Genomic DNA, 25,076 nt, shown 5'->3' on the forward strand with positions numbered 1-25,076 from the left:
GAAGGCCGGGCGCAGCCCGCACCCGGGCTTCCGCAGCCCCGCTCCGCACGCGGACCACCGCACCCCGCAGCGGGTGACCCTCGAACATCGGGCCGGATGGCCGTAGCATCCCGCCATGCCGAATGGTCAGCATGGTCAGCAGCCCGAGCCGCAGCCCGAGCCCCCCGCCGGAGGCCAGTGGTACCCGCCGGAGTGGCCCGACCGCATCCGCGCGCTCAACGAGGGCGCCCTCGTCCCGGTCCCGCCCAAGCGCGCCGCCACCGTCATGCTGCTGCGGGACGGCGAGAGCGGCCCCGCCGTCCACATGCTCCGCCGCCGCGCCTCCATGGCCTTCGCAGGCGGCGCGTACGCCTATCCCGGCGGCGGCGTCGACCCCCGCGACGCGGACCTCGGCATCGGCTGGGCCGGCCCGAGCCGCCGCGACTGGGCCGACCGGATGGGCACCGACCCCGCCACCGCCCAGGCGATCGTCTGCGGAGCCGTCCGCGAGACCTTCGAGGAGGCCGGGGTCCTGCTCGCCGGCGAGTCCGCGGGCACCGTCGTGGGCGACACCACCGGCGACGACTGGGAGGCTGCCCGCGCGGCCCTCGTCGCCCGCGAGCTGTCCTTCGCCGAGTTCCTCGACCGCCGGGGCCTGGTCCTGCGCTCCGACCTGCTCGGCGCGTGGGCCCGCTGGATCACCCCGGAGTTCGAGCCGCGCCGCTACGACACCTGGTTCTTCGTGGCGGCCCTCCCGGCCGGCCAGCGCACCCGCAACGCCTCCACCGAGGCCGACCGCACGGTCTGGATCCGCCCCGCCGACGCCGCCGCAGGCTATGACAAGGGCGAGCTGCTGATGATGCCGCCCACCATCACCACCCTGCGCTCCCTGGAGCCGTACGCGAGCGCCGCCGACGCGCTGGCCGCGGCCCCCGGGCAGGACCTGACCGCCGTCCTGGCCCGGGCCGCCTTCGAGGGCGACGAGCTCGTGCTGAGCTGGCCGGGCCACGACGAGTTCACCAAGCGCGTCACCCTCTCCGGCCGCGCGCCCCGTGGAGGTGACCCCGCATGACCGATGCCGCCGCCCTGCCCGGCCAGCCCCGCGGAACGGTCGTCTCCGGGCGCGCCACCGCCCGCGCGGTCAACATCCTGGCCCCGAACGCCTCCCCGATGACCCTCGACGGCACCAACACCTGGCTCGTCTCCGAGCCCGGCTCGGACCTGGCCGTCGTCATCGACCCCGGCCCGCTGGACGACGTACACCTGCGGGCGGTCGTCACCGCCGCCGAGGAGGCCGGCAAGCGGGTCGCGCTCACGCTCCTCACCCACGGCCACCCCGACCACGCGGAGGGCGCCTCCCGCTTCGCCGAGCTGACCCGTACGAAGGTCCGCGCCCTCGACCCCGCCGTGCGCCTCGGTGACGAGGGCCTGGCCGCCGGGGACGTCATCCGCACCGGCGGACTGGAGCTGCGCGTGGTCCCGACCCCCGGGCACACCGCCGACTCGCTCTGCTTCCACCTGCCGGCCGACCGCGCGGTCCTGACCGGCGACACGATCCTGGGGCGCGGCACCACCGTCGTCGCGCACCCGGACGGGCGCCTGGGCGACTACCTGGACTCCCTGCGCCGGCTGCGCTCCCTGACGGTCGACGACGGGGTCCACACGGTGCTCCCGGGCCACGGGCCGGTCCTGGACGACGCGCAGGGCGCGGTCGAGTTCTACCTCGCCCACCGAGCCCACCGCCTCGCGCAGATCGAGACGGCCGTCGAGAACGGGCTGACCTCCCCCGAGGCGGTCGTCGCGCACGTCTACGCGGACGTGGACCGCTCGCTGTGGCCCGCGGCCGAATGGTCCGTACGGGCGCAGCTGGAGTACCTGCGGGACCACGGGCTGATCCCGGGGCGCTCCGAGTGACGGGGACCGCCTAGCCCGTGGCTTCGGCGGGGGCCTGGGCCGTGGCCCGGGCCCGGGCCGTCTTGGTCCCGTGCCGGGCCGTGTACTCATCGGCGAGCCACGGCCCGAGGTCCTCCACGTACCCGCGCAGGACGGCCGGGTCCGCCACCGGGTCCAGTGCGGCGGCCGCCGCGGCCCGCATCTGGGCGGCGCGGCCGGGGTAGTACCGCCCGAAGACCTCGGCGGACTCCGCGAGGTCGCTGGTCCAGCCGCCCCACCGGGGCATGACCAGGGTGAACCCGGTCCGCACCAGGTGCCGGGAGAAGCTCCTGCACAGCTTGCGGCACTCCTGCGGAGTGGCGGCCTCCTGGGCCCAGGCGCGCATCCGGGGCAGCAGCTCGGCCAGGTCTCCGTTGGTCTCGCGGGCGAGCAGGCTGTCGGGGCGGTAGCGGGGCAGGTGCTCGGCCAGGTCGGCGCCGAGCAGCGGGGTGCACAGGCAGGCGAGGAACCAGCCCAGGTCGAATCGTTCCTGCTCGCTCAGCAGCCGGTCCTTGCCGTACAGCAGGATGCCGACCCCGTCGATCTCCGCGAAGTCCTCGTCGAGGCCGCGCGCCAGCACCTCGGCGGTGTCGCGGTCCTCGTCCGAGGGCTCGTGCTGCAGGGCGATCAGCAGGTCCAGGTCGGAGCGCCCGGGCACGGCCGTCCCGCGCGGCACGGACCCGTACAGGTAGGCGCTGTGGAGCCGTCGCCCGTACGCCTCCGCGATCCGCTCCCGCACGGCGGCGACCAGCCCCCGGAACTCGGCCCGCACCTGCCCGAGCGAGCCTTCGCGCTCGAAGTACCCGTACGCGTCGAGGCCCCTGTGCTCCATGGGTCCACTGTGCCCCCATTTCCGGCCCCGCCGGCGTTCGAGGCGCGGGCGCGCGGGGGCGGAGCCCCCGGAACGGTGCCGCACGGACACGAAAAGGGGCCCCGCCCGACGGGCAGGACCCCTCAACCGGCTGGGACCGGCGTCAGCGAGACCGCTTCGCGAGCCGCTCCACGTCCAGCAGGATGACCGCGCGGGCCTCCAGGCGGAGCCATCCGCGGCCCGCGAAGTCGGCCAGGGCCTTGTTCACGGTCTCGCGCGAGGCGCCGACGAGCTGCGCCAGCTCCTCCTGCGTGAGGTCGTGCACGACGTGGATGCCTTCCTCGGACTGCACGCCGAAGCGGCGCGACAGGTCGAGGAGGGCGCGGGCCACGCGGCCCGGTACGTCCGAGAAGACCAGGTCGGACATCTGGTCGTTGGTCTTGCGCAGGCGGCGGGCGACGGCGCGCAGCAGCGCGGTGGCCACCTCGGGCCGCGCGTTCAGCCAGGGCTGGAGGTCGCCGTGGCCCAGGCCCAGCAGCTTGACCTCGGTCAGCGCGGTGGCGGTGGCGGTGCGCGGGCCGGGGTCGAACAGCGACAGCTCGCCGATCAGCTCACCGGGGCCGAGGACGGCCAGCATGTTCTCGCGGCCGTCGGGGGAGGTGCGGTGCAGTTTCACCTTGCCCTCGGTGACGACATACAGCCGGTCACCGGGGTCGCCCTCGTGGAACAGCGCGTCACCGCGTGCGAGGGTCACCTCGCCCATGGAGGCGCGGAGCTCCGCGGCCTGCTCGTCATCGAGCGCCGCGAAGAGCGGGGCACGCCGCAGTACGTCGTCCACGAGTCTCTCTCCTATGTCGACCGGCCGGGGGATCGCTCCCCCATTTTGCCGGACGGCTCAAACAGTGCGATCAATCACGTTCATCACAAGGATGCCGGACGTACGGGTGTGCTGTGCGGCGAGAGGCCGATCGGGGTGGTGTTACCTGAGGTCCTGGGGAGGTGTCGGCGCTCCGCCCCGGACCGGCCCGGGGTCCAACAGGCCGGTGAGAGCACAGGCCAAGGGCTCCGGGGGAGTGACGGAGACCCGGAATTCAGCCGTGGGCGAACATGCCTCGACTTGGCCCCCTCCGGAGGGTTCACCCCCGCCTCAGGGCAAAACTTCGGCCAAGAAACCCCGGCGGGGCGGAGATCACGTCCGGCCACGGGCGGCGGGCTCCGCGGCGTAGCCTTCGGGGATGGCAGAGAGCAAGGTCAAGAAGGCCGGGGCGAAGCCGGAGAGCCACCTGGCGATGGTGCGGCGGGCGCGCAGGATCAACCGCGAGCTCGCGGAGGTCTACCCGTACGCCCACCCCGAGCTCGACTTCCGGAACTCCTTCGAGCTGCTGGTCGCCACCGTGCTGTCCGCGCAGACCACCGACCTTCGGGTGAACCAGACGACCCCGGCCCTCTTCGCGGCCTATCCGACCCCCGAGGACATGGCCGGAGCCGATCCCGAGGCGCTGGAGGAGATCATCCGGCCGACCGGGTTCTTCCGGGCGAAGGCCAAGTCCCTCCTCGGCCTCTCGCAGTCCCTGCGCGACAACTTCGGCGGCGAGGTCCCGGGCCGGATCGAGGACCTGGTGACGCTCCCCGGAGTCGGCCGCAAAACGGCCAACGTCGTCCTCGGCAACGCCTTCGGAGTCCCCGGGATCACGGTCGACACCCACTTCGGCCGGCTGGTGCGGCGCTGGAAGTGGACCGGGCAGGAGGACCCGGAGAAGGTCGAGGCGGAGATCTGCGCGATCTTCCCCAAGAGCGAGTGGACGATGCTCTCGCACCGCGTCGTCTTCCACGGCCGCCGGATCTGCCATGCGCGCAAGCCCGCCTGCGGCGCCTGCCCGATCGCCCCGCTCTGCCCGGCCTACGGGGAGGGCGAGACCGATCCGGAGAAGGCCGCGAAGCTCCTGAAGTACGAGAAGGGCGGCCAGCCCGGGCAGCGCCTGAGCCCGCCGCCGGACTACCCGGGCCTCCCGGCGAAGCCCGGGCCGGGCCAGTAGCCCGGGAAGCACCGCACCCGCAAGGAACGAATCGGTACCCGCCCCGCGTTTTGCGGTGCGTGGGGGAACACGGATAGGGGTGCCTATGAGTGAGGCCACGCAGAACCGCCGGGCGGACGCCACCGCCGTGCCCCGCGCCGCCGCCGCGCACGAGGCCCCGTACGACGCCCAGAGCGCCCACAGCGGCCACAGCGGCCACGACGCCCACAGCGGCCGCAGCGGCCACGACGCCCGCAGCGGCCACGGCGGCCACAGCGCCACGAGCGGCCGGCGCGGGAGCACGGCCCTGCGCACCCGCGGCCTGCCCGGCTGGCTCGACCCCGTCGTCGAGGCGGCCCGGACGGTGCGCCCCACCCAGCTCAGCCGCTTCCTGCCGCCCGAGGACGGCGGCGGCCGCCAGTCCGCCGTGCTGATCCTCTTCGGCGAGGGCCCCCGCGGCCCCGAGCTGCTGCTCATGGAGCGCGCCGGCAGCCTGCGTTCGCACCCCGGCCAGCCCTCCTTCCCCGGCGGCGCCCTCGACCCCGAGGACGGCGACCCGCACACCACCGGCCCGCTGCGCGCGGCGCTGCGCGAGGCCGAGGAGGAGACCGGGCTCGACCCGGCCGGGGTCCAGCTCTTCGGCGTGCTGCCCCGCCTCTACATCCCGGTCAGCGGCTTCGTCGTGACCCCGGTCCTGGGCTGGTGGCGCGCCCCCAGCCCGGTCGGCGTCGTCGACCCGGCCGAGACCGCCCGCGTCTTCACGGTGCCCGTGGCCGATCTCACGGACCCCGAGCACCGTGTCACCGTCGTGCACCCCGGAGGCTTCCAAGGACCGGCTTTCACCGTCGAGTCGGCCCTGGTCTGGGGTTTTACCGCCGGAGTGATCGACCGGATCCTGCATTTCGCCGGCTGGGAGCGCCCCTGGGACCGGTCCCGGGAAGTCCCGCTCGACTGGCGCGCATGAGACGGTGGCCCATGTGAACGTGCTGGACATCCTGTTGCTGCTCGCCGCCGTATGGTTCGCGATCGTCGGCTACCGCCAGGGGTTCGTCGTCGGCATCCTGTCGGTGATCGGCTTCCTCGGCGGTGGTCTCATCGCCGTGTCCCTGCTGCCCCTGATCTGGGACCGGGTCACCGACAACGGCACCCAGGTGTCCACCACGGTCGTGGTCGTCGCCGTGATCGTGATCATCATCTGTGCCTCGATCGGGCAGGCGCTGACGACCCATCTGGGCGGCAAGCTCCGGCGCCACATCACCTGGTCCCCGGCCCGCGCGCTCGACGCGACGGGCGGCGCCCTGGTGAACGTGGCCGCGATGCTGCTGGTGGCCTGGCTGATCGGGTCCATGGTCGCCGGCACGTCAATTCCCACGCTGGGCAAGGAGGTCCGCAACTCCAAGGTGCTCTTCGGCGTCTCGCGGGTCCTCCCCGCGCAGGCGAACACCTGGTTCACGGACTTCAGCTCCACCCTCGCCCGCAACGGCTTCCCGCAGGTCTTCAGCCCGTTCTCCAACGAGCCGATCACCGAGGTCAAGCCGCCCGACCCGCTGCTCGCGCGCAGCCCCGTGGCGGAGCAGGCCAAGCAGTCGATCGTGAAGGTCGTCGGTACCGCGCCCGCGTGCAGCAAGGTGCTGGAGGGCACCGGCTTCGTCTTCGCGCCGGGCAAGGTGATGACCAACGCCCACGTGGTCGGCGGGGTCGGCGAGCCGACCGTGCAGATCGGCGGCGAGGGCAAGCTGTACGACGGCAAGGTCGTGCTCTACGACTGGGAGCGGGACATCGCCGTCCTGGACGTGCCCAAGCTGAAGGCGCCCGCGCTGGAGTTCACGGACAAGGACGCGGCGAGCGGCGGCGACGCGATCGTCGCCGGCTTCCCGGAGAACGGCGCGTACGACGTCCGCTCGGCGCGCGTCCGCGGCCGCATCAACGCCAAGGGTCCGGACATCTACCACCGGGGGACCGTGCGACGGGACGTCTACTCCCTGTACGCGACGGTCCGCCAGGGCAACTCCGGCGGCCCGCTGCTGACGCCCGAAGGCAAGGTCTACGGGGTCGTCTTCGCGAAGTCCCTCGACGACCCCAACACCGGCTACGCCCTGACGGCGGACGAGATCCGCGACGACATCAGGATCGGGAAGACGGCCGACCGGCGGGTCGAGAGCCAGGGCTGCGCCCTCTGACGGATCCCGGCCCCGGACTCACCCCCGGGACCGGGCCCCGGTGGTGTCTACGTGCGCTGGTGCCGCAGCCGGGCCGAGACCCAGCGGGCCCGCCGGCGCAGGATGCGCGGAATATCGAGTCGGAGGTCGTGGCCGTCCTGGCCGTGCCCCCTGTGCGTGCCCGGCGTAACCGTCGAGCGGCGTTCGTGTGCGGTGTCACCGTAGTCGTGCGTCAAGCCCATACTCCGAGCTGTGCCCGGGCCCCAAGGTCCGTAATCGCGTTGAGGGCGGCCAATTGGCCTATGCGCCAGGCAATTGAATGCTTGTCATACAACACGCCTCACGCGTCACCGGCCCCCGCGCACGGGTGGCCGGGCGGCCGGGCGGCCCCGGCCCGGCCGGGGCGGCCCCGGCCCGCGGCGGGCTCGGCGGCCGGGTTCAGCGGTCGGGCTCGGGGTCCTTCAGCCAGTTGACCAGCTCGGTCGAGAAGGCCAGCGGGTCCTCCTCGTGCGGGAAGTGCCCGAGCCCGTCGAACAGCCGCCAGCGGTAGGGGGCTTCGACGTACTGCCCGGACCCGGCCGCACTCCGCGTCCGCATCACCGGATCGAGCGAGCCGTGCAGGTGCAGCGTCGGCACCCGCACCGGGCGCTTCATGCGCCGGTTGAACTGCAGCCCGTCGGGCCGGGCCATGGACCGCATCATCCAGCGGTACGGCTCCACCGAGCAGTGCGCGGTGGACGGGATGCACATCGCCCGCCGGTACACCGCCACGTCGTCCTCGTCGGGCAGCCGGGGCCCCGACCAGTCCCGGATCAGCTCCCCGACGAGCGCCCCGTCGTCCGCGACGAGCTGACGCTCCGGCACGAACGGCCGCTGGAAGCCCCAGATGTGCGAACTGGCCCGGGTCTGCCCGAAGTCGGACAGCATCGCCGAGCGCCAGCGGCGCGGGTGCGGCATCGAGGACACCACCAGCCGGCGCACCAGCTTGGGCCGCATCACCGCCGCCGTCCAGGCGAGGTAGCCGCCCAGGTCGTGCCCCACGAGGGCGGCGTCGGGCTCGCCGAGGGACCGTACGACCCCGGTGATGTCGAGGGCCAGGTTGGCCGGGTCGTAGCCGCGCGGGGTGCGGTCGCTGCCGCCCACCCCGCGCAGGTCCATCGCGACCGCCCGGTAGCCGGCGTCGGCGAGCGCGGTCAGCTGGTGCCGCCACGTCCACCAGAACTGCGGGAAGCCGTGCAGGAGCAGCACCAGCGGCCCGTCGCCCATCTCGGCGACGTGGAACCGCGCTCCGTTGGCCGCGACGTCCCGGTGGGTCACCGTCCGCCCGCCGGGCACGTCGATCCGTACCGCCGAGGCAGTCGTGGGAGGAGTGCCGGACGGGCCGGACGTACCGGATTCCGGGGAGGGCGCTGTCATGACGACGAGCGTGCCACACCCACGGCCTTGTCACTGACCGACCGCGCGTGCGGCTTGGCCGTCCCGACGAGCGCGGCGGTCTGCTTGACGGACTCGATGGTCTTCGTCGGCGGCTTGATCTTCTTGAACTTCACCACGGCGAGCAGTCCGACCAGACCCGCGAGCAGCCAGAACGCCACACCGACGATCAGGAAGGACCAGGCCAGCCCGAGCCCGAGGTTGTGGATGCCGTAGGCCGCGGCGAAACTCAGTACGGGGAGGGAGAAGAGCACGAGCACTCCCGCGGCGATGGCGGCCCCGCTGCCGATCCCCGCGCGCTTGACGTCCTGCTTGATCTCCACCTTGGCGAGGGCGATCTCGTCGTGCACCAGGGCGGACATCTCGGCGGTGGCCGAGGCGACCAGCTGGCCGAGTGTGCGCTCGGCTCCCGGCGCCCCTTGGTCCACTGCGCTCATCGCTCTCTCCCTCTGTCGGCCGTCGGCGACGGCTGTCCTGTCGTCAGTCAGATCATGCCGGACGGCCGCCGTCGGCGCTGGACCCGCCCGGCCCTTCACCGGCGCCGGCCGAGGCCGCCTCGGCCCTGCGCAGGTGCTCGGCGGCCTTGGCCTCGTAGATCTTCGCCATCCGCAAGTGGTACTCCGGCTTGTCCTGCTCGTAGATGTCGGGGATGCCGTCGAGGTCCTCGTCGAGTTCCTCCGCCTCGGTGAGCGCCCTGTACTTGTGGTTGCGCATCTTGAGGAGGACGCCCGCGAAGACCGCGGCGATCAGGGACCCGATCAGGACGGCGGCCTTGATCTCGTCGGTGAGGACGGGGTCGTCGGTGAAGGCGAGCTCGCCGATCAGGAGCGAGACGGTGAAGCCGATGCCGGCGAGCGAGGCGACGGCGAAGACGTCCGGCCAGGCGAGGTCGTCGTTCAGCTCCGCCTTGGTGAAGCGGGCGGCCAGCCAGGTGCCGCCGAAGATGCCGACGGTCTTGCCGACGACCAGGCCGAGGACCACGCCGAGGGGCTCGGGACGGCTGAAGACCTGGCCGATGGACTCGTCGGACAGGGACACGCCCGCGGAGAAGAGGGCGAAGAGCGGGACGGCGAGGCCGGCCGAGACGGGCCGCACCAGGTGCTCGATGTGCTCGCCGGGGGAGTGCTGCTCGCCCTCCTTGCGGTGGCAGCGCAGCATGAGGCCCATGGCCACGCCGGCGATGGTCGAGTGGACGCCGCTGTTGTACATCAGGCCCCAGATCACCAGGGCGAGGGGGACGTAGACGTACCAGCCGTGCACGTCCACGCGGAGCAGGAACCAGAACAGGATCAGGCCCGCGACCGCGCCACCGAGCGCCAGGAAGTTGATGTCGCTGGTGAAGAACACCGCGATGATCATGATGGCGAACAGGTCGTCCACGACGGCCAGCGTCAGGAGGAACGCGCGCAGCGCGGACGGCAGCGAGGTGCCGATGACGGCGAGGACGGCGAGCGCGAAGGCGATGTCGGTGGCGGTCGGGACCGCCCAGCCGTCCGTGGAGCCGTCGCCGAGCACGTTGACCAGTACGTAGACCAGCGCGGGCGCGGCCATGCCGCAGACGGCGGCGATCACGGGGAGCGCGGCCGCCTTGGCGTCGCGCAGGTCGCCCGCGACGAGCTCGCGCTTGAGCTCGATGCCGGCGACGAAGAAGAAGATGGCGAGCAGGCCGTCGGCCGCCCAGTGCTGGAGCGAGAGGTCCAGGCCGAGGGCGGCGGGGCCGATGTGGAAGGAGCGGACGCTGTCGTAGCCGGCCGCGATGGCCGGGACGTTCGCCCAGATGAGCGCTGCGATCGCGGCCACGAGGAGCAGGACGCCGCCGACGGTTTCGGCGCGCAGGGCATCGGCCACGAAGCGGCGCTCGGGCAGCGAGAGGCGGCCGAGGAGCTTGCGGCTCTGGTGGTCGGTGGGGGTGGGCGCGGCCACGGGTGGCACCTCCGGGGTGGTTGGACGGCATGACGAAGCACGTTGCCGACCAGACTTCCCGGCGCACCCTGTGGAGTAGTTCTTTACGCTTCCGATACTTTACAGGGCACACGCAAGGGCGTATCCGGCGATCATCACTTTATGTGCGAATGGGGCATCCGGCGCGGCGCGCCGGATGCCCCATTCCCGTGTCGTGCGGTGCGGTGCGGTGCCGGGACCTCAGTCCTCGCTGCCGGCGGACGGCAGCTTGTTCTGGATCAGGTCCATGACCGAGGAGTCGGCGAGCGTGGTGACGTCACCGACCGCGCGGTTCTCGGCCACGTCGCGCAGCAGACGGCGCATGATCTTGCCCGAGCGGGTTTTCGGCAGCTCCTGCACCGGCAGGATCCGCTTGGGCTTGGCGATCGGGCCGAGCGTGGCGCCGACGTGGTTGCGCAGCTCCGCGACCAGGGTGTCGGTCTCGGAGGCGCTGCCGCGCAGGATGACGAAGGCCACGATGGCCTGGCCGGTGGTCTCGTCGTTCGCGCCGACGACCGCCGCCTCGGCGACCGAGGGGTGCGAGACGAGCGCCGACTCGACCTCGGTGGTCGAGATGTTGTGGCCGGACACCAGCATCACGTCGTCGACGCGGCCGAGCAGCCAGATGTCGCCGTCCTCGTCCTTCTTGGCGCCGTCGCCCGCGAAGTACTTGCCCTCGAAGCGCGACCAGTAGGTGTCGATGTACCGCTGGTCGTCGCCCCAGATGGTGCGGAGCATGGAGGGCCACGGCTCGGTGAGGACCAGGTAGCCGCCACCGCCGTTCGGGACCTCGTTCGCCTCGTCGTCCACGACGGTGGCGCCGATGCCGGGCAGCGCACGCTGCGCGGAGCCGGGCTTGGTCTCGGTGACGCCCGGCAGCGGCGAGATCATCATCGCGCCGGTCTCGGTCTGCCACCACGTGTCGACGATCGGACAGCGGTCGCCGCCGATGTGCTTGCGGTACCAGATCCAGGCCTCGGGGTTGATCGGCTCGCCGACCGAGCCCAGGATGCGCAGGCTCGAGAGGTCGAACTTCGCGGGGATGTCGTCGCCCCACTTCATGAACGTGCGGATCGCGGTGGGCGCGGTGTAGAGGATGGTGACGCCGTACTTCTGCACCACCTCCCAGAACCGGCCCTGGTGCGGGGTGTCGGGCGTGCCCTCGTACATCACCTGGGTGGCGCCGTTGGCGAGCGGCCCGTAGACGATGTAGGAGTGCCCGGTCACCCAGCCGATGTCGGCGGTGCACCAGTAGACGTCGCTCTCCGGCTTCAGGTCGAACACCGCGTGGTGGGTGTACGAGGCCTGCGTGAGGTAGCCGCCGGAGGTGTGCAGGATGCCCTTGGGCTTACCCGTGGTCCCCGAGGTGTAGAGGATGAAGAGCGGGTGCTCGGCGTCGAAGGCCTGCGGCGCGTGTTCGGCGCTCTGCCGCTCGACGATCTCGTGCCACCAGACGTCGCGGCCCTCGGTGAAGGCGGTGTCCTGGCCGGTGCGGCGCACCACGAGGACGTGCTCGACCTGCGGGCACTTGGCGACGGCCTCGTCGATGGCGGGCTTCAGTGCGGAGGGCTTGCCGCGGCGGTATCCGCCGTCGGAGGTGATGACCAGCTTCGCGTCGGCGTCCTGGATGCGGGAGGCCACGGCATCGGCGGAGAAACCGCCGAAGACGACGGAGTGCGCGGCGCCGACACGGGCGCACGCGAGCATCGCGACGACCGCCTCGGGGATCATCGGCAGGTAGACCGCGACCCGGTCGCCGGCCCGCACGCCCAGCTCGGTCAGGGCGTTCGCGGCCTTGGAGACCTCGTCCTTGAGCTCGGCGTAGGTGATCGAGCGGCTGTCACCGGGCTCGCCCTCGAAGTGGATGGCCACGCGGTCGCCGTTGCCGGCCTCGACGTGGCGGTCCACGCAGTTGTACGCGACGTTCAGCTTGCCGTCCGCGAACCACTTCGCGAAGGGCGGGTTCGTCCAGTCGAGCGTCTCCGTCGGCTCCGTGTCCCAGCTCAGCCGCCGCGCCTGCTCGGCCCAGAAGCCCAGCCGGTCCGCGTCGGCCTGTGCGTACGCGGCCCCAGTCACATTGGCAGCGGCGGCCAGATCGGCGGGCGGTGCGAACCGCCGCTCCTCCTTGAGCAGATTGGCCAGGCTTTCGTTGCTCACGACATCTCCCTTTCCCAGGGTGTCCGTTGTGTCCCCGGTTGTGTCCCCGGGCATAGCTCATCAGTCAATGGCCCAGGTGACAAGAGGTTGTCGGGAATTGGTGTAGACCTATTACTCGGCTGGGCCCACGCGCGAGTGGCCCCTCCCGCTGCGGAGCGCGGAAAGGGGCCACCCGGTGGCACGGATACGGGAGGGTATCGGTTCGGGCCGGTCAGCCGCGCAGCGCGGCCGCGCGGACGGTGTCGAAGACCCGGCAGTCGAAGAAGTCCTCCCCCTCCGAGAGCAGGTACGCCTGGGCCTCGCCGACGTGGAAGTACATCCCGTGCAGCTCCAGCGACCCCTCGGCGAGCCGCCGGGCCACCGATTCGTGGGCCCGCAGGTGCTCCAGCTGCTGCACCACATTGGTCAGGCAGAGCTGCTCCACCGCGTCCGCCGGCAGCCGGCCCGAGATCCGCGCCCAGGCGTGATGGCGACTGGCCATCCGCTCCAGACTCGGCAGCCCGTGCCGCAGCCACCGCCTCAGCGGTGTCATCGGCACCCCGGGCGAGGAGTTGAGCAGCGCCTGCATGGCCCCGCAGCCCGAATGCCCGCACACGGTGATGCTGTCGACCTGGAGGACGTCCACGGCGTACTCGATGGCCGCCGCGACCGAGTCGTCCGTGGACTCCGCTCCCGGCAGCGGGACGAGATTGCCGACGTTGCGGACGGTGAACAGGTCGCCGGGACCGCTGGCCGTGATCATGCTGGTCACCAGACGGGAGTCGGCGCAGGTGAGGAAGAGCTGCGAGGGCCGCTGGCCTTCGCGGGCCAGCCGGGCCAGCTCGTCCCGTACGTGCGGCGCGGTGTCCCGCTGGAAGGCGCTGATTCCGTCGGCCAGTTGACCGGCGCCACGCCTTCGGGGCCCGCCCTGCGCCGCCGGGGTCGCGGGCGGGTCAGCACTCGCGGCCGCCGTCTGGGCGGTACGGGCCACCGTGCTCCGGTGGTCGCAGTGGTTCTGCCAGGGCGTCCAGGGCCGGCAGCACTGGTGGTCCCCGCGCTGCGCACCCCGATGGGCCGGCTCCGTGAGCCCGTCCCGCCGGGCCTGCTCGGCCTCGGCGATCCTGGCCCCCGACCGTCCGGTGATCTCCAGCGAGCCGCCGTGGGCCAGGTGGGAGTCCTGCCAGTCCTGGAGCGTCTCGTAGGCGGCGTGGTCGATGAACGAGCCGTCGAGCTCGATGACCGCGTGCGCGTCGTGCGGGATCTGGTTCAGCACCCGGCTCAGCCTCGGCACCGCGAGGAACGTCAACTGGCCTCGTGCCCACACCCGGTGGACCCCGCTGTCGAGCCGCTCGGTGGTGATGCGGGTCCTGGCGAGGCGGTGCAGGGCCAGGGCCACGGCCACCGCGATGCCGATGGCCACGCCCTCCAGGACCCCGCCGAGCACCACGGCCGCGATGGTCGTCGCGTAGACCACGAACTCGCGGTGCCGCGTGACCGTACGCAGATGCGTGGCGCTCACCATCTGCACGCCCACCGCCATCACCAGGGCGGCCAGCGCGGCGAGCGGGATCAGGTCGAGCACGGGGACCAGCAGCCCGGCCGCGAGCAGCACCCACAGGCCGTTCAGCATGGACGCCCGGCGGCTGACGGCGCCCGACTTGACGTTCGCCATGCTGCGGACGGCGCCTCCGGCGACGGGAAGGCCGCCCAGTGCCCCGGAGACGATGTTCGCCGCGCCCTGCCCGCGCAGTTCGCGGTTCAGGTCGGCCCGCGGCGGACGGTTGCCCGTACCGCGCTGGGCGGCGATCAGCTTGTCGGTGGCGACGGCCGAGAGCAGGGATTCCACACTGCCGACCAGGGTGATGGTCAGCACGGCGGCGATGATGCCGAGGACCGGCCCCTCGGGCAGTTCGGGCAGCGCGTGGCTGCGCCAGGACGGCAGGTCCACCCGGGGGAGCCGCAGCCCGGTGAGGGCGGCGACGGCCGTGGCCACGGCGACGGCGGCCAGCGCGGCCGGCACCTTGCGCAGGGACCGGCCCGCCCGCCCGGGCAGCCGCGGCCAGCAGAGCAGTACCGCCAGCGTGATCACGCTGACTCCGAGTGCGGCCGGGTGCAGATCGGCCAACTGGTCCGGCAGTCCGCGGACATTGGCCAGCGCGGAGCTCTGCGGGGTGCCGCCGAGCACGATGTGCAGCTGGGCCAGCGCGATCGTCACGCCGACTCCGGCGAGCATGCCGTGGACGATGGCCGGGCTCACCATCAGCGCCGACCGGGCGGTCCGCAGGGCGGCGAGGCCGAGCTGGCAGCAGCCGGCGAGCACCGTGATGGCACAGGTGGTGCGCCATCCGTAGTGCTGGATCAACTCGGCGGTGACGACCGTGAGTCCGGTCGCGGGACCGCTCACCTGGAGCGGAGTGCCGCCGAGCCGCGCGGCCACGATTCCGCCGGCCGCCGCGGCGACGAGTCCCGCCTGGAGGGGGGCGCCCGTGGCCAGGGCGATGCCGAGGGACAGCGGCAGGGCGATCAGGAAGACGGCGACGGAGGCCGAGAGGTCGGCGGGGAGGGCGCGGCGGTTGCTGCGGAGGTCTTCGGCGGTGGGCGGAGGGGAGATGTCTTTCATGGGTCCCGTCTCCTCGGGGGAGGGATGAAGCGGCGGGATTATCAACACTAGGTAAATGAACGGTAATGGAGAGTAAAGCCCTGTGGTGGAGAATGCGGGCAAATGGCCTAGGAATTAGCACCCAGGGGTGATTAGGCATTTAGTCCGGCTTGTCACACCTTCCTTAAAACGGACCGCATGGGACGTTGCGGCGCGGAAGTCCTGCGATGGCACTGCGAGGGAAGAGGTGGGCGGATGACTGCCACCACGAAGAAGGCGACGAAGAAGGCCGCGAAGAGGGTCGCGAAGAAGAAGATCGCCGGCGGTCTGGTCGCCACGGCACTGGTCTTGGGAGTGGCCGGGTGCAGCACCTCGGAGCCCGGCTCCCGCCCGGCCCCGGGCGGTCAGGCGGCCAAGAAGGGCGCCGCGGCCCCGGAAGGCCCGGCCCCCGGCAGCGTCAAGCGGCTCATCGGCGACGGCTCGACGGCGTACACCGGCCTGCAGCCGAACGTCCAGAAGGCGCAGAAGCTGAAGCCCGGCGAGAAGCCGCCGCAGTTCGTGGTCTATTCCTGGGACGGGGCGGGCGAGGACAGCCAGAAGCTCTTCTCGCATTTCCGCGACGTGGGCAAGAAGTACAACGCCCGCATGACCTACTTCCTCAGCGGCGTGTACATGCTCCCGGAGGAGAAGCGTTCCCTCTACACCGCGCCCCAGCATTCCTCGGGCCGCTCGGACATCGGCTTCGGCGATCCGCAGGGCATCAAGGACACCGCCACCCAGGTGCGCGCCGCCTGGCTGGAGGGCAATGAGATCGGCACCCACTTCAACGGCCACTTCTGCGGACCCGAGGGCGGCGTCGGGACCTGGTCCGTCGAGGAGTGGAAGAGCGAGATCAACCAGGCGAAGTCGTTCGTCAAGAACTGGAAGACCAACTCGCCCGCCCTCAAGGGCATGGAGGCGCTCCCGTTCGACTACGACAAGGAGATGATCGGGGCCCGCACCCCGTGCCTCGAGGGCCAGAAGAACTTCATGCTGGCCGCGAAGGAGATGGGCGGCTTCCGCTACGACTCCAGCGGCATCAGCAAGCAGATCTGGCCGAAGAAGACGGACGGCCTCTGGGACATCCCGCTGCAGCTGGTCCCCATGCCGGGCCGGGCCTTCGAAACGCTCAGCATGGACTACAACTACCTGGTCAACCAGTCCGGTACGACGACGCAGGGCGACCCCTCGCAGCACGCGTACTGGGGTGAGCAGATGCGCGACGGCCTCGTCAAGGCCTTCGAGCGGACCTACCAGGGCAACCGTGCGCCGCTGATCATCGGCAACCACTTCGAGTCCTGGAACGGCGGCACCTACATGCGCGCCGTCGAGGACTCCATCAAGACCATGTGCACGCAGAAGGAGGTCCGCTGCGTTCCGTTCCGCGAACTGGCGGACTGGCTGGACGCCCAGGACCCGAAGGCCCTGGAGTGGATGCGCACCCTCGACGTCGGCGAGGCGCCGAAGGAGGGCTGGAACAAGTTCCTGACGGCGGGGCCGCCGGCCAAGCCGGCCGCCCCCGCCGAGGTCAAGCCGGCTGCGGAGCCGGCCGAAGCGAGTCAGAGCGAGGACTGAGCAGCCCGACGGCCCCGGCCCCGGCTCCGGCCCCGGCTTCCGCCTCTGCCTCCGCCCCCATCTCTGCCCCCGCCTCTGCTTCCGTTTGCGTGCCCGCGTGCTCCCGCAGGACGAAACCGGGGTCGACCTGCTCCGCCAGGTCCACCCCGGTCTTCGCGTTGCCCCAGCTCTCGGCGTTGCGCAGGTGGAAGTGGACCATCTGCTCCGTGTAGCGGACCCAGTCGCGCTGCGCGTAGGAGTCGTCGGCCGCGTCCTGCAGGGACTGCAGGGCCAGCCGGTTCGTCGCCTCCAGCAGCTCGAAGGCGGCCGGGCGGCCCTTCTCCATCGCCCGCACCCAGTCCGAGTGCCCGACGGTGACCAGCAGGTCCTCGCCGGCCTCGTCCTGCAGGAACTCGATGTCCTCCGGCCCCTGGACCTTGTTGCCGACGACCTTGAGCGTGATTCCGAAGTCCCGCGCGTACTCCTTGTACTGGCGGTAGACGGAGATGCCCTTGCGGGTCGGTTCGGCGACCAGGAAGGTCACGTCGAAGCGGGTGAACATGCCGGAGGCGAAGGAGTCCGAGCCGGCCGTCATGTCGACGACCACGTACTCGTCCGGACCGTCGGCCAGATGGTTGAGGCAGAGCTCGACCGCGCCGACCTTGGAGTGGTAGCAGGCCACGCCCAGATCGGACTCGGTGAACGGCCCCGTGGCCATCAGCCGCACGGGTTCGCCGTCCAGCACCAGGGTGCGCGCGCAGGCCTCGTAGACGGGGTTGTCCTCGTCGACGCGCAGCAGCCGGGAGCCGGCGCCGGGGGGAGTGGTCTTGATCATCGTGTCGGCGGACGCGATGCGCGGGTTGGAGCCCCGCAGGTAGTCCTTGATGAGGGGCAGGTGCGCTCCCAGCGCGGGCAGCGCGGCCGCCTCCTCCTCGCTGAGCCCGAGCGCGGCGCCCAGGTGCTGGTTGATGTCGGCGTCCACCGCGACGACGGGGGCTTCATTGGATGCGAGGTGGCGGATGAAAAGGGAGGACAGCGTGGTCTTGCCGCTGCCGCCCTTCCCCACGAAAGCGATCTTCATGTTCACCAAGCGTAGTGGGTCGGTGTCTTTGTGTTGTGTGCCTGAGTGAAGAAGACCACTCCAAGGAGGGGTCGGTGCTATGGGGGAGCAGTGCGTAGGCTCCCTACTTATGAGTAGCGCTTCTGCCTCCGCCGCCGACCCCCTCGCCCCGCTGGCCGGTCTTCCGGGCGTCGCCGAGTCCGTGGATTCCGTACGCAAGGCCGTGGACCGGGTCTACGGCCACCGCGTCATGCGCCGCCGCGCCGGGGAGATCACCTCCGAGGCCGCGCTGCGCGGCGCGCGCGGGAGCGCGGCGCTGTCCGGGGCCGACTGGGCGCTGGAAGAGGTCCGCCGCCGCACCGACTTCGGCTCGGACGCGGAGGCCCGCACGGTGGGCGCCGCCCTGCGCCTGGCGGCGGAGGCGGGCCAATTGCTGAGCATCTGGCGCCAGTCGCCGCTACGGGTCCTGGCGCGGCTCCACCTGGTGGCCTCGGGTTCCACGGCGCAGGGCGATGTCGTCGGCCGGCCCCGCCTCGCCGGCGAACCGGTGGACGAGCCCCTGGTCTCCCTCCCCCTCCCGGACGCGCAGGAGGTGGCGGGGCGCCTCGAAGGGCTCTCCGGCCTGATCATCGCGGGCGGCTCCGCCCCGGCGCTGGTCACGGCGGCGGTGGTGCACGGCGAACTGCTCGCCCTGCGCCCCTTCGGCTCGTACAACGGCCTGGTGGCGCGCACCGCGGAGCGGATCGTGCTGATCAACAGCGGCTTGGACCCGAAGGGGATCTGCCCGGGGGAGGTCGGTCACGCCGAGCAGGGGAAGGACGCGTACCTGGAGGCCTTCGGGGGCTACGTCTCGGGGACCGCGGAGGGGATGGCGGCTTGGATCGCGCACTGCGGCCGCGCGATCGAGCTCGGAGCCCGCGAATCGATGGCGGTCTGCGAGGCGCTCCAGCGCGGCGCGGCCTGAGGCTCGGCGGCCTGAGGACTGGCGCGGCGGCCTGAGGCCCGGCGCCGGGCAAAGGGTTGCGGCGACACCCGTGTTGCTCTGGTGTCGCCGCTGGCATTCACGCCCAGTTACCAAGCGTCCTCGAAGATTGCCCATCAGGTCGGGAACTTTGCCCGTCACCTGGTGCGGCTGGCCCGTAATCGACGGGTCGACGTCGCGTGGGTGCTCGGCGTTCATGCTTCGGTCCGTGGGCCTTACTGCGTTTTAAAGATGATCCTCTCGGATGTTCTTTGGTCTCGCGGGCCGTTGACTCCTTTGTACTCCGCTTCGGAGCCGAGCGAAACCCCTGGCCGCATTTCTTTGCTTTACGGGACATCCTGGTGCGAATCAGGCATCCGGTATCGCCGCTGGTCAGGCCGATGTGGCCGCGGCCAGCGCCCGCCGCCGGCTCGCGTACCAGACCAGCCCCGCGGTGGCCGCGGCCGCGCCCACCGCGGCCGCGGCGACCAGGGCCGGCCGCGTCGGCATCGACAGTCCGGGGAGCCGCTGCTTCAGCCGCACCGGCCGGTTGAAGACCAGTACCGGCCACTCCCGCGCCAGCGCCTCCCGCCGCAGCGCCCGGTCGGGATTGACCGCGTGCGGGTGGCCGACCGCCTCGAGCATCGGGATGTCGGTGGCCGAGTCGCTGTACGCGTAGCAGCGCGCGAGGTCGTACCCCTCGGACTCCGCGAGCTCGCGCACGGCCTCCGCCTTCGTGGGGCCGTAGGCGTAGTACTCGATCTCGCCCGTGAAGCAGCCGTCCTCGCCGACCACCATCCGCGTGGCGACGACGCGGTCGGCGCCCAGCATCTCCCCGATGGGCTCGACGACTTCGGCGCCCGAGGTGGACACGATGACCACGTCGCGGCCCGCGGTGTGGTGGGCTTCGATGAGGGATGCGGCCTCGTCGTAGATCAGCGGATCGATGAGGTCGTGCAGGGTCTCGGCGACGATCTCCCGGACCTGCTGCACGTTCCACCCCTTGCAGAGGGCGGACAGGTACTCGCGCATCCGCTCCATCTGATCGTGGTCGGCGCCGCCGGCCAGATAGATGAACTGCGTGTAGGCGGTGCGCAGCACGGCCCGTCGGTTGATCAGGCCGCCCTGGTAGAAGGACTTGCTGAACGTCAGAGTGCTCGACTTCGCAATGACCGTCTTGTCCAGGTCGAAGAAGGCTGCGGTACGAGGCAAGGAGTGCGGCAAGGGCTGATTTTCCACGACCCGAGCATATGCGCCCACCATTCGGCGTAAAGTCTGGCGCGTGGGTTTGCCTGAGAAGCCTCTCGGGTACACCATGGAAGTCACGGATCGTTCGCGACCGTGCTAACCCGGTCTGGCTCCTCCCCCCCCCGAGTCGGACCGTGGGGACGACCCCCGCTCTCCCCCCCGGCGGGGGTCGTCGCATGTCCGGACGCGGTTTGCGTCCTCGTCTTCGACCCCAAGTGCCCACTCCTCGGACCCCCTCGTCTTCCCGGGGCCCGCGTGGCGAAGACCCTCACCCCCTCGAACCGGTAACAGAGCGTAGCGGTTCCGGCGCGCTCCGGAACTCACCTGTTGGGGTGAGCCGGCTATTCACATAGGGCCGGTTGTCCACAGTTTTCGAGCAAGATCCACTTCTTTTTCCCGATCCCGTCACGGTGATTCCGGCCGCGAAGTCCGCGGCGCTGGATATGCGGTGAGAAGGAGGCGGAGATCGTGGCTGGATCGAAGTCGTGTGAAGTCCGGAACCTCGTGGTGGCGGGCGGGGACGGCCGGCATCCCGCTGTCGGGGGGCCAGTGCCCGGCGGCGGACGGCCGTTGATCATCACCGGGGACCCGCTGCTGCTCGACGATCTGCTGCGGCTGTGCGCCGCCGCGGGGGTCGAGCCGCATGTGCACCAGGCGGTGCCGGAGCAAAGCGGAGCCGATGGTGACGGTGGTGATGCCGGTGGCGGGAGCGCATCCGGCGTCGGATGGGAGTCCGCACCGCTCGTCCTCGTCGGCGACGACGCCGCCCGGCACGTGCGCGGCGCACCCCGGCGGGACGGGGTCTTCCTCGTCGGCAGGGATCTGGACGACCCCCACGTGTGGCAGCGGGCGCTGGAGATCGGCGCCGAGGAGGTCCTGACGCTCCCCGACGCCGAGAGCCGGCTCGTCGACCGCATCGCCGATGTCGTGGAGGGGGCCGGGCGGCCCGCCCTCGCCGTCGGGGTGATCGGAGGCAGCGGCGGCGCCGGAGCCTCCACCCTCGCCTGCGCCCTGGCCCTGCGGGCCGCCCGCGCCGGGGAGCGGACCATCCTCATCGACGGCGACCCGCTCGGCGGCGGCATGGACGTCCTGCTCGGCGGGGAAACCGCCGAAGGACTGCGCTGGCCCGACTTCGCGGGTTCCCGCGGCAGGGTCGGCGCAGGAGCCCTCGCGGAATCGCTGCCCGAACTGCACGCCCTGCGGGTGCTCAGCTGGGACCGGGGAGACCGGGTGGTGGTGCCGCCCGCCGCGATGCGGTCGGTGGTGGCCGCCGCGCGCCGCCGGGGCGGGGTCGTCGTGGTCGACCTGCCGCGCCGGGTCGACGAGGCCGTGGCCGAGGTCCTGGCACAGCTGGACCTGGTGCTGCTGGTGGTGCCGGGCGAGCTGCGGTCGGTGGCCGCGGCCTCCCGGGTGGCCGCCGGCGTCCGGATGGTGGCCCGGGACGTCCGCGTGGTCGTACGGGGCCGCGTGCCCGGCGGACTGGACGCAGAGGCGGTCGCCGCCCTGCTGGGCGCGCCGCTGGCCGGCGAGGTACCGGTCGAGGTCGGCCTGCCGGGACGGGTGGCCGAGGGCGAGCCGCCGGGATCGCAGGGGCGGGGCGCGCTGGCCCGCTTCTGCGACGGCTTCTGGCAGCGCGCGCTCGGCTCCGCCCAAGGGGTGGTGACGGCATGAGCGCCGTACTGCTCGACGCGGTGCGCCGACGGCTCGCCGAGAGCGGGGCGGAACCCACCCCGGCGAGGGTGGCGGCGGCACTGCGGGCCCAGGGCAGGCTGCTGGGCGACACGGAGGTGCTGGGCGCCGCCGCCGAACTGCGCTCCGAACTGGTCGGCGCGGGCCCGCTGGAGGCACTGCTCGCCGACCCCGAGGTCACCGACGTGCTGGTGGCCGCCCCCGACCGGGTCTGGGTGGACCGCGGCGGCGGGCTGGAACTGACCGGGGTGACCTTCGCCGACGCCGAGGCCGTGCGCAGGCTCGCCCAGCGCCTCGCCTCCGTCGCCGGCCGCCGCCTCGACGACGCCCGGCCCTGGGTGGACGCCCGGCTGCCCGACGGCACCCGGCTGCACGCCGTACTGCCCCCGGTCGCCGTCGGATCTGCCTGCCTGTCCCTGCGGGTGGTGCGGCCGCGCGCGTTCACGCTGGACGAGCTGGTCGCCGCGGGGACCCTGCCGCCCGGCGGACAGCGGCTGCTGCGCGACATGGTGGAGGCCCGTCTGTCGTTCCTGGTCTCCGGCGGAACGGGCACCGGCAAGACCACCCTCCTCAGCACCCTGCTGGGACTGGTCGGTCCCGGCGAGCGGATCGTGCTCGCCGAGGACTCCGCCGAGCTCCGGCCCGACCATCCGCACGTGGTGCGGCTGGAGACCCGACCGGCCAATCAGGAGGGCGCCGGCCTGGTCACCCTCACCGACCTGGTCCGCCAGGCGCTGCGGATGAGGCCCGACCGGCTCGTCGTCGGCGAGGTCCGGGGAGCCGAGGTCGCGGACCTGCTCGCCGCCCTCAACACGGGCCACGAGGGAGGCTGCGGCACGGTCCACGCGAATGCCGCCGCCCACGTACCGGCCCGGCTGGAGGCCCTGGGGACGGCCGCCGGGCTCGACCGGGCCGCCCTGCACAGCCAGTTGGCGGCCGCGCTGACCCTCGTCGTCCACCTCGTGCGGGACCGGGCCGGCCGGCGCCGGGTCGCCGAGGTGCACGTGCTGGAGCGGGACCCCGCCGGGCTCGTGGTCACCGTGCCGGCGCTGCGCTGGGCCGCGCGGGGATTCGTACGGGAACGGGGCTGGGAGCGGCTGCGCCCGCTGCTCGGAGGTGCCCGATGAGCGCGGCCGCGGTGCTCCCGGTGCCGGTGTTCGCCGGGGTGCTGTGCGCCGGGGCGGCCGCCTGGGCGCTGGCCGGCGGCGACCGGGTGTCCCGGCGGGCCAAGGCGGTGCTCGCCGGGGCGGGTCCGGCGGTACCGGGCGGGCCCGCGCCCTGGGAGCGGCTGCTGCTCGCCGTGCGGGTCGGGGCGGCGCACCGCCGGGAGTGGGCCTGCCTGGGGGCCGGTCTGGTGCTCGCACTACTCGGCGGGTCGGTGATCCCGCTGCTGGCCGGGGCGGCGGCCCTGCCGCTGGTGCGCCGGTGGCTGCGGGCCAGGGAGCGGGCCCGGGCCCGGTCGGCGCGGGCCGCCGAAGTGGCGGCCCTGTGCGGTGCGGTGGTGGGCGAGCTGCGCTCCGGCGCCCAGCCCGGCCAGGCGTTGAGCGCGGCCATGCGCCGCACGGTGTCGGGCCCGGGCGGTCCGGGACCCGCCCAGGCCGGACTCCTGGCGGCCGCGGCCTTCGGCGGGGACGTCCCCGGGGCGCTGCGCCAGGCGGCGCGGGAGCCCGGCGCGGAGGGGCTGGCCGGGATGGCGGCCTGCTGGCGGGTCTCGGTGGACGGAGGCGCCGGGCTGGCCGCCGGACTGGACCGGCTGGAAGGGGCGTTGCGGGCCGAGCGGGACCGGGAGGAGTCACTGCGCGCCCAGTTGGCGGGAGCCAGATCGACGACGGGGGTGCTGGCCCTGTTGCCGGTGGTCGGTCTGCTGATCGGCACCGGGCTGGGGGCCGATCCGCTGCGGGTGCTGCTGCACACGCCGGTCGGGTGGGGCTGCCTGCTGGCGGGGACGGCGCTGGAGGCCCTGGGGCTGCTGTGGTGCCGGCGGATCGTACGGACGGGGGAGCGGTGATGGGCGGCTTCGCGATCCACAGCCTGGGGATGGCGCTGTGCTTCGCGGCGGCCCTGTGCACGGGCTCGGCGCTGGCGGCGCGAATCCGGGAGCGGGCGGCCCGGCGGCGGCTCACGGCCCTGCTCGCGGTGGAGGCGGCGCGCCGCCGGCCGCCGTTCGCACCCGGGCTGCGCGGCGCGGTGGCCGCGTGGGCCGGGCCGGTCGGGGCGCTGGCGGTGGCCTGGGCGCTGATCGGCGGACTCCTCGGAGCGGCGGCGGGCTGCGCCGCGGCCTTCGGGGTCCGCAGATGGCTCGCGAGACCCCGGCCGGCTTCGGGGGCGGATCCCGGGGAGATCGAGCGTCAGCTCCCGTTCGCCGCCGACCTGTTGGCCGCCTGCCTGGCGGCCGGAGCCGGGCCGGTCGACGCCGCCGAGGTGGTGGGCGAGTCGCTGGGCGGCCCGGTGGGCGAGCGGCTGGCCCTGGCCGGGGCGGAGCTGCGGCTCGGCGGAGAACCGGGAGCCGCGTGGGGGAGGTTGGCGGAGATACCGGGTGCCCGCGGGCTGGCCGAATGCCTGGAGCGCTCCGCCCGTACGGGGGCTCCCGCGGCCGAACCGGTCTCCCGGCTCGCGGCGGCGCTCAGGGCGGACCGGACGCGCCGCGCGGGAGCCGGGGCGCAGCGGGCGGCGGTCCTGGTCACCGCGCCGGTGGGGCTGTGCTTCCTCCCCGCATTCCTCGCGATCGGAGTGGCGCCCGTGGTGATCGGAATGGCGTCCGGGCTCCTCTCGGGAACCTGAAACACCGACCCGGAGCATCCCTCTCCGATCACCTTCTGCGATCACGTTCTGGGATCACCATCCGAGATCACCATCCGAGATCACCATCTGAAATCACGATCTGAGATCACGTCAAAAAGCCGAATCAACGGGAGGTTGCCATGAGGATCATCTGGTTTCGCGTGCGGGCGGCGCTGAGGGGCCGCGCGGGTGACGCGGGAATGTCCACCTCAGAATACGCCATGGGCACGATCGCGGCGTGTGCGTTCGCCGCCGTTCTGTACAAGGTGGTGACGAGCGAAGTGGTCTCGACGGCACTTCAGTCGACCATCGGGAAGGCACTCGATGCGCCGTTCTGACGGGGGATATGTGACGGCGGAGGCGGCCTTGGTGATTCCGGCGCTGGTGCTGTTCGCGGCGCTGCTGGTGTGGGCGCTGATGGCCGCCGCCTCCCAGATCCGGTGCGTGGACGCCGCGCGGGCCGGTGCCCGGGCGGCGGCCCGGTCCGAGCCGGCCGAAGCGGCGGTGGCGGCGGCGCGGGCCGCCGCTCCGCCCGGGGCGCGTGTGGAGCTGTCGCGGACGGGCGACCTGTGGCAGGTCCGCGTCTCGGCCCCGGCCCCGGGCCCGGCCGCCCTGCCGGTCCGGCTCACCGCCCAGGCGGCCGCCCTGGCCGAGGACACCGTGGGGCCGCCGCCGTGACCCCGACCCCGGCCCGGGTGCGGGACCGGGACCGGGACCGGGGGGCGGCCACGGTGTGGG

22 protein-coding genes are annotated in these 25,076 nt (G+C 72.7%); 13 read left to right on the forward strand and 9 right to left on the reverse strand.

Features of this window, described 5'->3' with window-relative positions:
• The first annotated feature begins 115 nt into the window (after positions 1 to 115).
• A complete protein-coding gene (locus DRB89_RS06535) occupies positions 116 to 1,051 on the forward strand; it encodes an NUDIX hydrolase (RefSeq protein WP_112447454.1) in 936 nt (311 codons plus the stop codon).
• Entirely contained in the window at positions 1,048 to 1,893 is an 846-nt protein-coding gene (locus DRB89_RS06540) for an MBL fold metallo-hydrolase (RefSeq protein ID WP_112447456.1), read from the forward strand. Before DRB89_RS06535 ends, DRB89_RS06540 begins: the two co-directional genes overlap by 4 nt.
• A gap of 10 nt (positions 1,894 to 1,903) precedes the next feature.
• Here the strand turns inward: DRB89_RS06540 and DRB89_RS06545 are convergent, their stop codons facing one another.
• Both DRB89_RS06545 and DRB89_RS06550 read right to left on the reverse strand, forming a co-directional pair.
• Positions 1,904 to 2,743 (reverse strand): nucleotidyltransferase domain-containing protein, encoded by an 840-nt coding sequence (locus tag DRB89_RS06545; RefSeq protein WP_112447458.1) that lies wholly within the window; start codon positions 2,741 to 2,743, stop codon positions 1,904 to 1,906.
• 142 nt (positions 2,744 to 2,885) lie between these two features.
• Positions 2,886 to 3,560: a Crp/Fnr family transcriptional regulator gene (locus DRB89_RS06550; RefSeq protein WP_003981529.1), complete on the reverse strand. Its 675-nt coding sequence runs from the start codon at positions 3,558 to 3,560 to the stop codon at positions 2,886 to 2,888.
• Between the two features lie 397 nt (positions 3,561 to 3,957).
• Here DRB89_RS06550 and nth point away from each other — a divergent pair, with 397 nt between their 5' ends.
• From nth to DRB89_RS06565, 3 genes are all read left to right on the forward strand, one after another.
• The gene (gene nth / locus DRB89_RS06555) at positions 3,958 to 4,758 is read left to right on the forward strand and encodes an endonuclease III (RefSeq protein ID WP_112447460.1); all 801 of its coding nucleotides are present in this window, start codon (positions 3,958 to 3,960) and stop codon (positions 4,756 to 4,758) included.
• 85 nt (positions 4,759 to 4,843) lie between these two features.
• The gene (locus DRB89_RS06560; protein WP_239516036.1) at positions 4,844 to 5,701 is read left to right on the forward strand and encodes a CoA pyrophosphatase; all 858 of its coding nucleotides are present in this window, start codon (positions 4,844 to 4,846) and stop codon (positions 5,699 to 5,701) included.
• Positions 5,702 to 5,714: 13 nt separating this feature from the next.
• Complete coding sequence (locus DRB89_RS06565) at positions 5,715 to 6,917, forward strand: MarP family serine protease (RefSeq protein ID WP_112447462.1); 1,203 nt, start codon at positions 5,715 to 5,717, stop codon at positions 6,915 to 6,917.
• Positions 6,918 to 7,334: 417 nt separating this feature from the next.
• Here DRB89_RS06565 and DRB89_RS06570 read toward each other — a convergent pair whose 3' ends face one another.
• The 5 genes from DRB89_RS06570 to DRB89_RS06590 all read right to left on the reverse strand — a co-directional run bounded on the left by DRB89_RS06570 (position 7,335) and on the right by DRB89_RS06590 (position 15,027).
• On the reverse strand, positions 7,335 to 8,312 hold the full coding sequence (locus DRB89_RS06570; RefSeq protein WP_112447464.1) for an alpha/beta hydrolase: 978 nt from the start codon (positions 8,310 to 8,312) through the stop codon (positions 7,335 to 7,337).
• On the reverse strand, positions 8,309 to 8,767 hold the full coding sequence (locus tag DRB89_RS06575) for a phage holin family protein (protein WP_112447466.1): 459 nt from the start codon (positions 8,765 to 8,767) through the stop codon (positions 8,309 to 8,311). The genes DRB89_RS06570 and DRB89_RS06575 overlap by 4 nt, the downstream gene beginning before the upstream one ends.
• Positions 8,768 to 8,819: 52 nt before the next feature.
• Positions 8,820 to 10,253 carry a Na+/H+ antiporter NhaA gene (gene nhaA / locus DRB89_RS06580; protein WP_112447468.1) on the reverse strand — a complete coding sequence of 478 codons (1,434 nt, stop codon included), beginning with the start codon at positions 10,251 to 10,253 and terminating at the stop codon, positions 8,820 to 8,822.
• Between the two features lie 219 nt (positions 10,254 to 10,472).
• Positions 10,473 to 12,482, reverse strand: a complete 2,010-nt coding sequence (gene acs / locus DRB89_RS06585) for an acetate--CoA ligase (protein WP_112447470.1) — start codon at positions 12,480 to 12,482, stop codon at positions 10,473 to 10,475.
• A gap of 157 nt (positions 12,483 to 12,639) precedes the next feature.
• Positions 12,640 to 15,027: a SulP family inorganic anion transporter gene (locus tag DRB89_RS06590; protein WP_112447472.1), complete on the reverse strand. Its 2,388-nt coding sequence runs from the start codon at positions 15,025 to 15,027 to the stop codon at positions 12,640 to 12,642.
• Positions 15,028 to 15,261: 234 nt separating this feature from the next.
• Between DRB89_RS06590 and DRB89_RS06595 the strand changes: the two genes are divergently transcribed.
• Positions 15,262 to 16,620: a hypothetical protein gene (locus DRB89_RS06595; RefSeq protein ID WP_112447474.1), complete on the forward strand. Its 1,359-nt coding sequence runs from the start codon at positions 15,262 to 15,264 to the stop codon at positions 16,618 to 16,620.
• Here the strand turns inward: DRB89_RS06595 and DRB89_RS06600 are convergent.
• Positions 16,574 to 17,680 (reverse strand): ATP-binding protein, encoded by a 1,107-nt coding sequence (locus tag DRB89_RS06600; protein WP_239516037.1) that lies wholly within the window; start codon positions 17,678 to 17,680, stop codon positions 16,574 to 16,576. The genes DRB89_RS06595 and DRB89_RS06600 overlap by 47 nt on opposite strands.
• A gap of 109 nt (positions 17,681 to 17,789) precedes the next feature.
• On the opposite strand from DRB89_RS06600, the gene DRB89_RS06605 reads away from it, so the two are divergent.
• The gene (locus tag DRB89_RS06605) at positions 17,790 to 18,623 is read left to right on the forward strand and encodes an oxidoreductase (RefSeq protein WP_112447476.1); all 834 of its coding nucleotides are present in this window, start codon (positions 17,790 to 17,792) and stop codon (positions 18,621 to 18,623) included.
• A 390-nt stretch (positions 18,624 to 19,013) separates the two neighbouring features.
• On the opposite strand, the gene DRB89_RS06610 is transcribed toward DRB89_RS06605, so the two are convergent.
• Entirely contained in the window at positions 19,014 to 19,883 is an 870-nt protein-coding gene (locus DRB89_RS06610; RefSeq protein ID WP_112447479.1) for an HAD-IB family hydrolase, read from the reverse strand.
• A gap of 492 nt (positions 19,884 to 20,375) precedes the next feature.
• On the opposite strand from DRB89_RS06610, the gene ssd reads away from it, so the two are divergent.
• From ssd to DRB89_RS44280, 6 genes are all read left to right on the forward strand, one after another.
• Entirely contained in the window at positions 20,376 to 21,539 is a 1,164-nt protein-coding gene (gene ssd, locus DRB89_RS06615) for a septum site-determining protein Ssd (protein WP_162688981.1), read from the forward strand.
• The gene (locus DRB89_RS06620; protein WP_112447483.1) at positions 21,536 to 22,684 is read left to right on the forward strand and encodes a TadA family conjugal transfer-associated ATPase; all 1,149 of its coding nucleotides are present in this window, start codon (positions 21,536 to 21,538) and stop codon (positions 22,682 to 22,684) included. The genes ssd and DRB89_RS06620 overlap by 4 nt, the downstream gene beginning before the upstream one ends.
• The gene (locus DRB89_RS06625; protein WP_112447485.1) at positions 22,681 to 23,565 is read left to right on the forward strand and encodes a type II secretion system F family protein; all 885 of its coding nucleotides are present in this window, start codon (positions 22,681 to 22,683) and stop codon (positions 23,563 to 23,565) included. Before DRB89_RS06620 ends, DRB89_RS06625 begins: the two co-directional genes overlap by 4 nt.
• A complete protein-coding gene (locus DRB89_RS06630) occupies positions 23,565 to 24,338 on the forward strand; it encodes a type II secretion system F family protein (protein WP_112447487.1) in 774 nt (257 codons plus the stop codon). The genes DRB89_RS06625 and DRB89_RS06630 overlap by 1 nt, the downstream gene beginning before the upstream one ends.
• A 140-nt stretch (positions 24,339 to 24,478) precedes the next feature.
• On the forward strand, positions 24,479 to 24,676 hold the full coding sequence (locus DRB89_RS06635; protein WP_112447489.1) for a DUF4244 domain-containing protein: 198 nt from the start codon (positions 24,479 to 24,481) through the stop codon (positions 24,674 to 24,676).
• Positions 24,663 to 25,016, forward strand: coding sequence for a TadE family type IV pilus minor pilin (locus DRB89_RS44280; protein ID WP_112447490.1), 354 nt, complete (start codon positions 24,663 to 24,665; stop codon positions 25,014 to 25,016). The genes DRB89_RS06635 and DRB89_RS44280 overlap by 14 nt, the downstream gene beginning before the upstream one ends.
• The last annotated feature ends 60 nt before the right edge of the window (positions 25,017 to 25,076 follow it).

Origin of the sequence: Streptomyces sp. ICC4 (genome assembly GCF_003287915.1) — a bacterium.
Classification (GTDB): domain Bacteria; phylum Actinomycetota; class Actinomycetes; order Streptomycetales; family Streptomycetaceae; genus Streptomyces; species Streptomyces tritrimontium.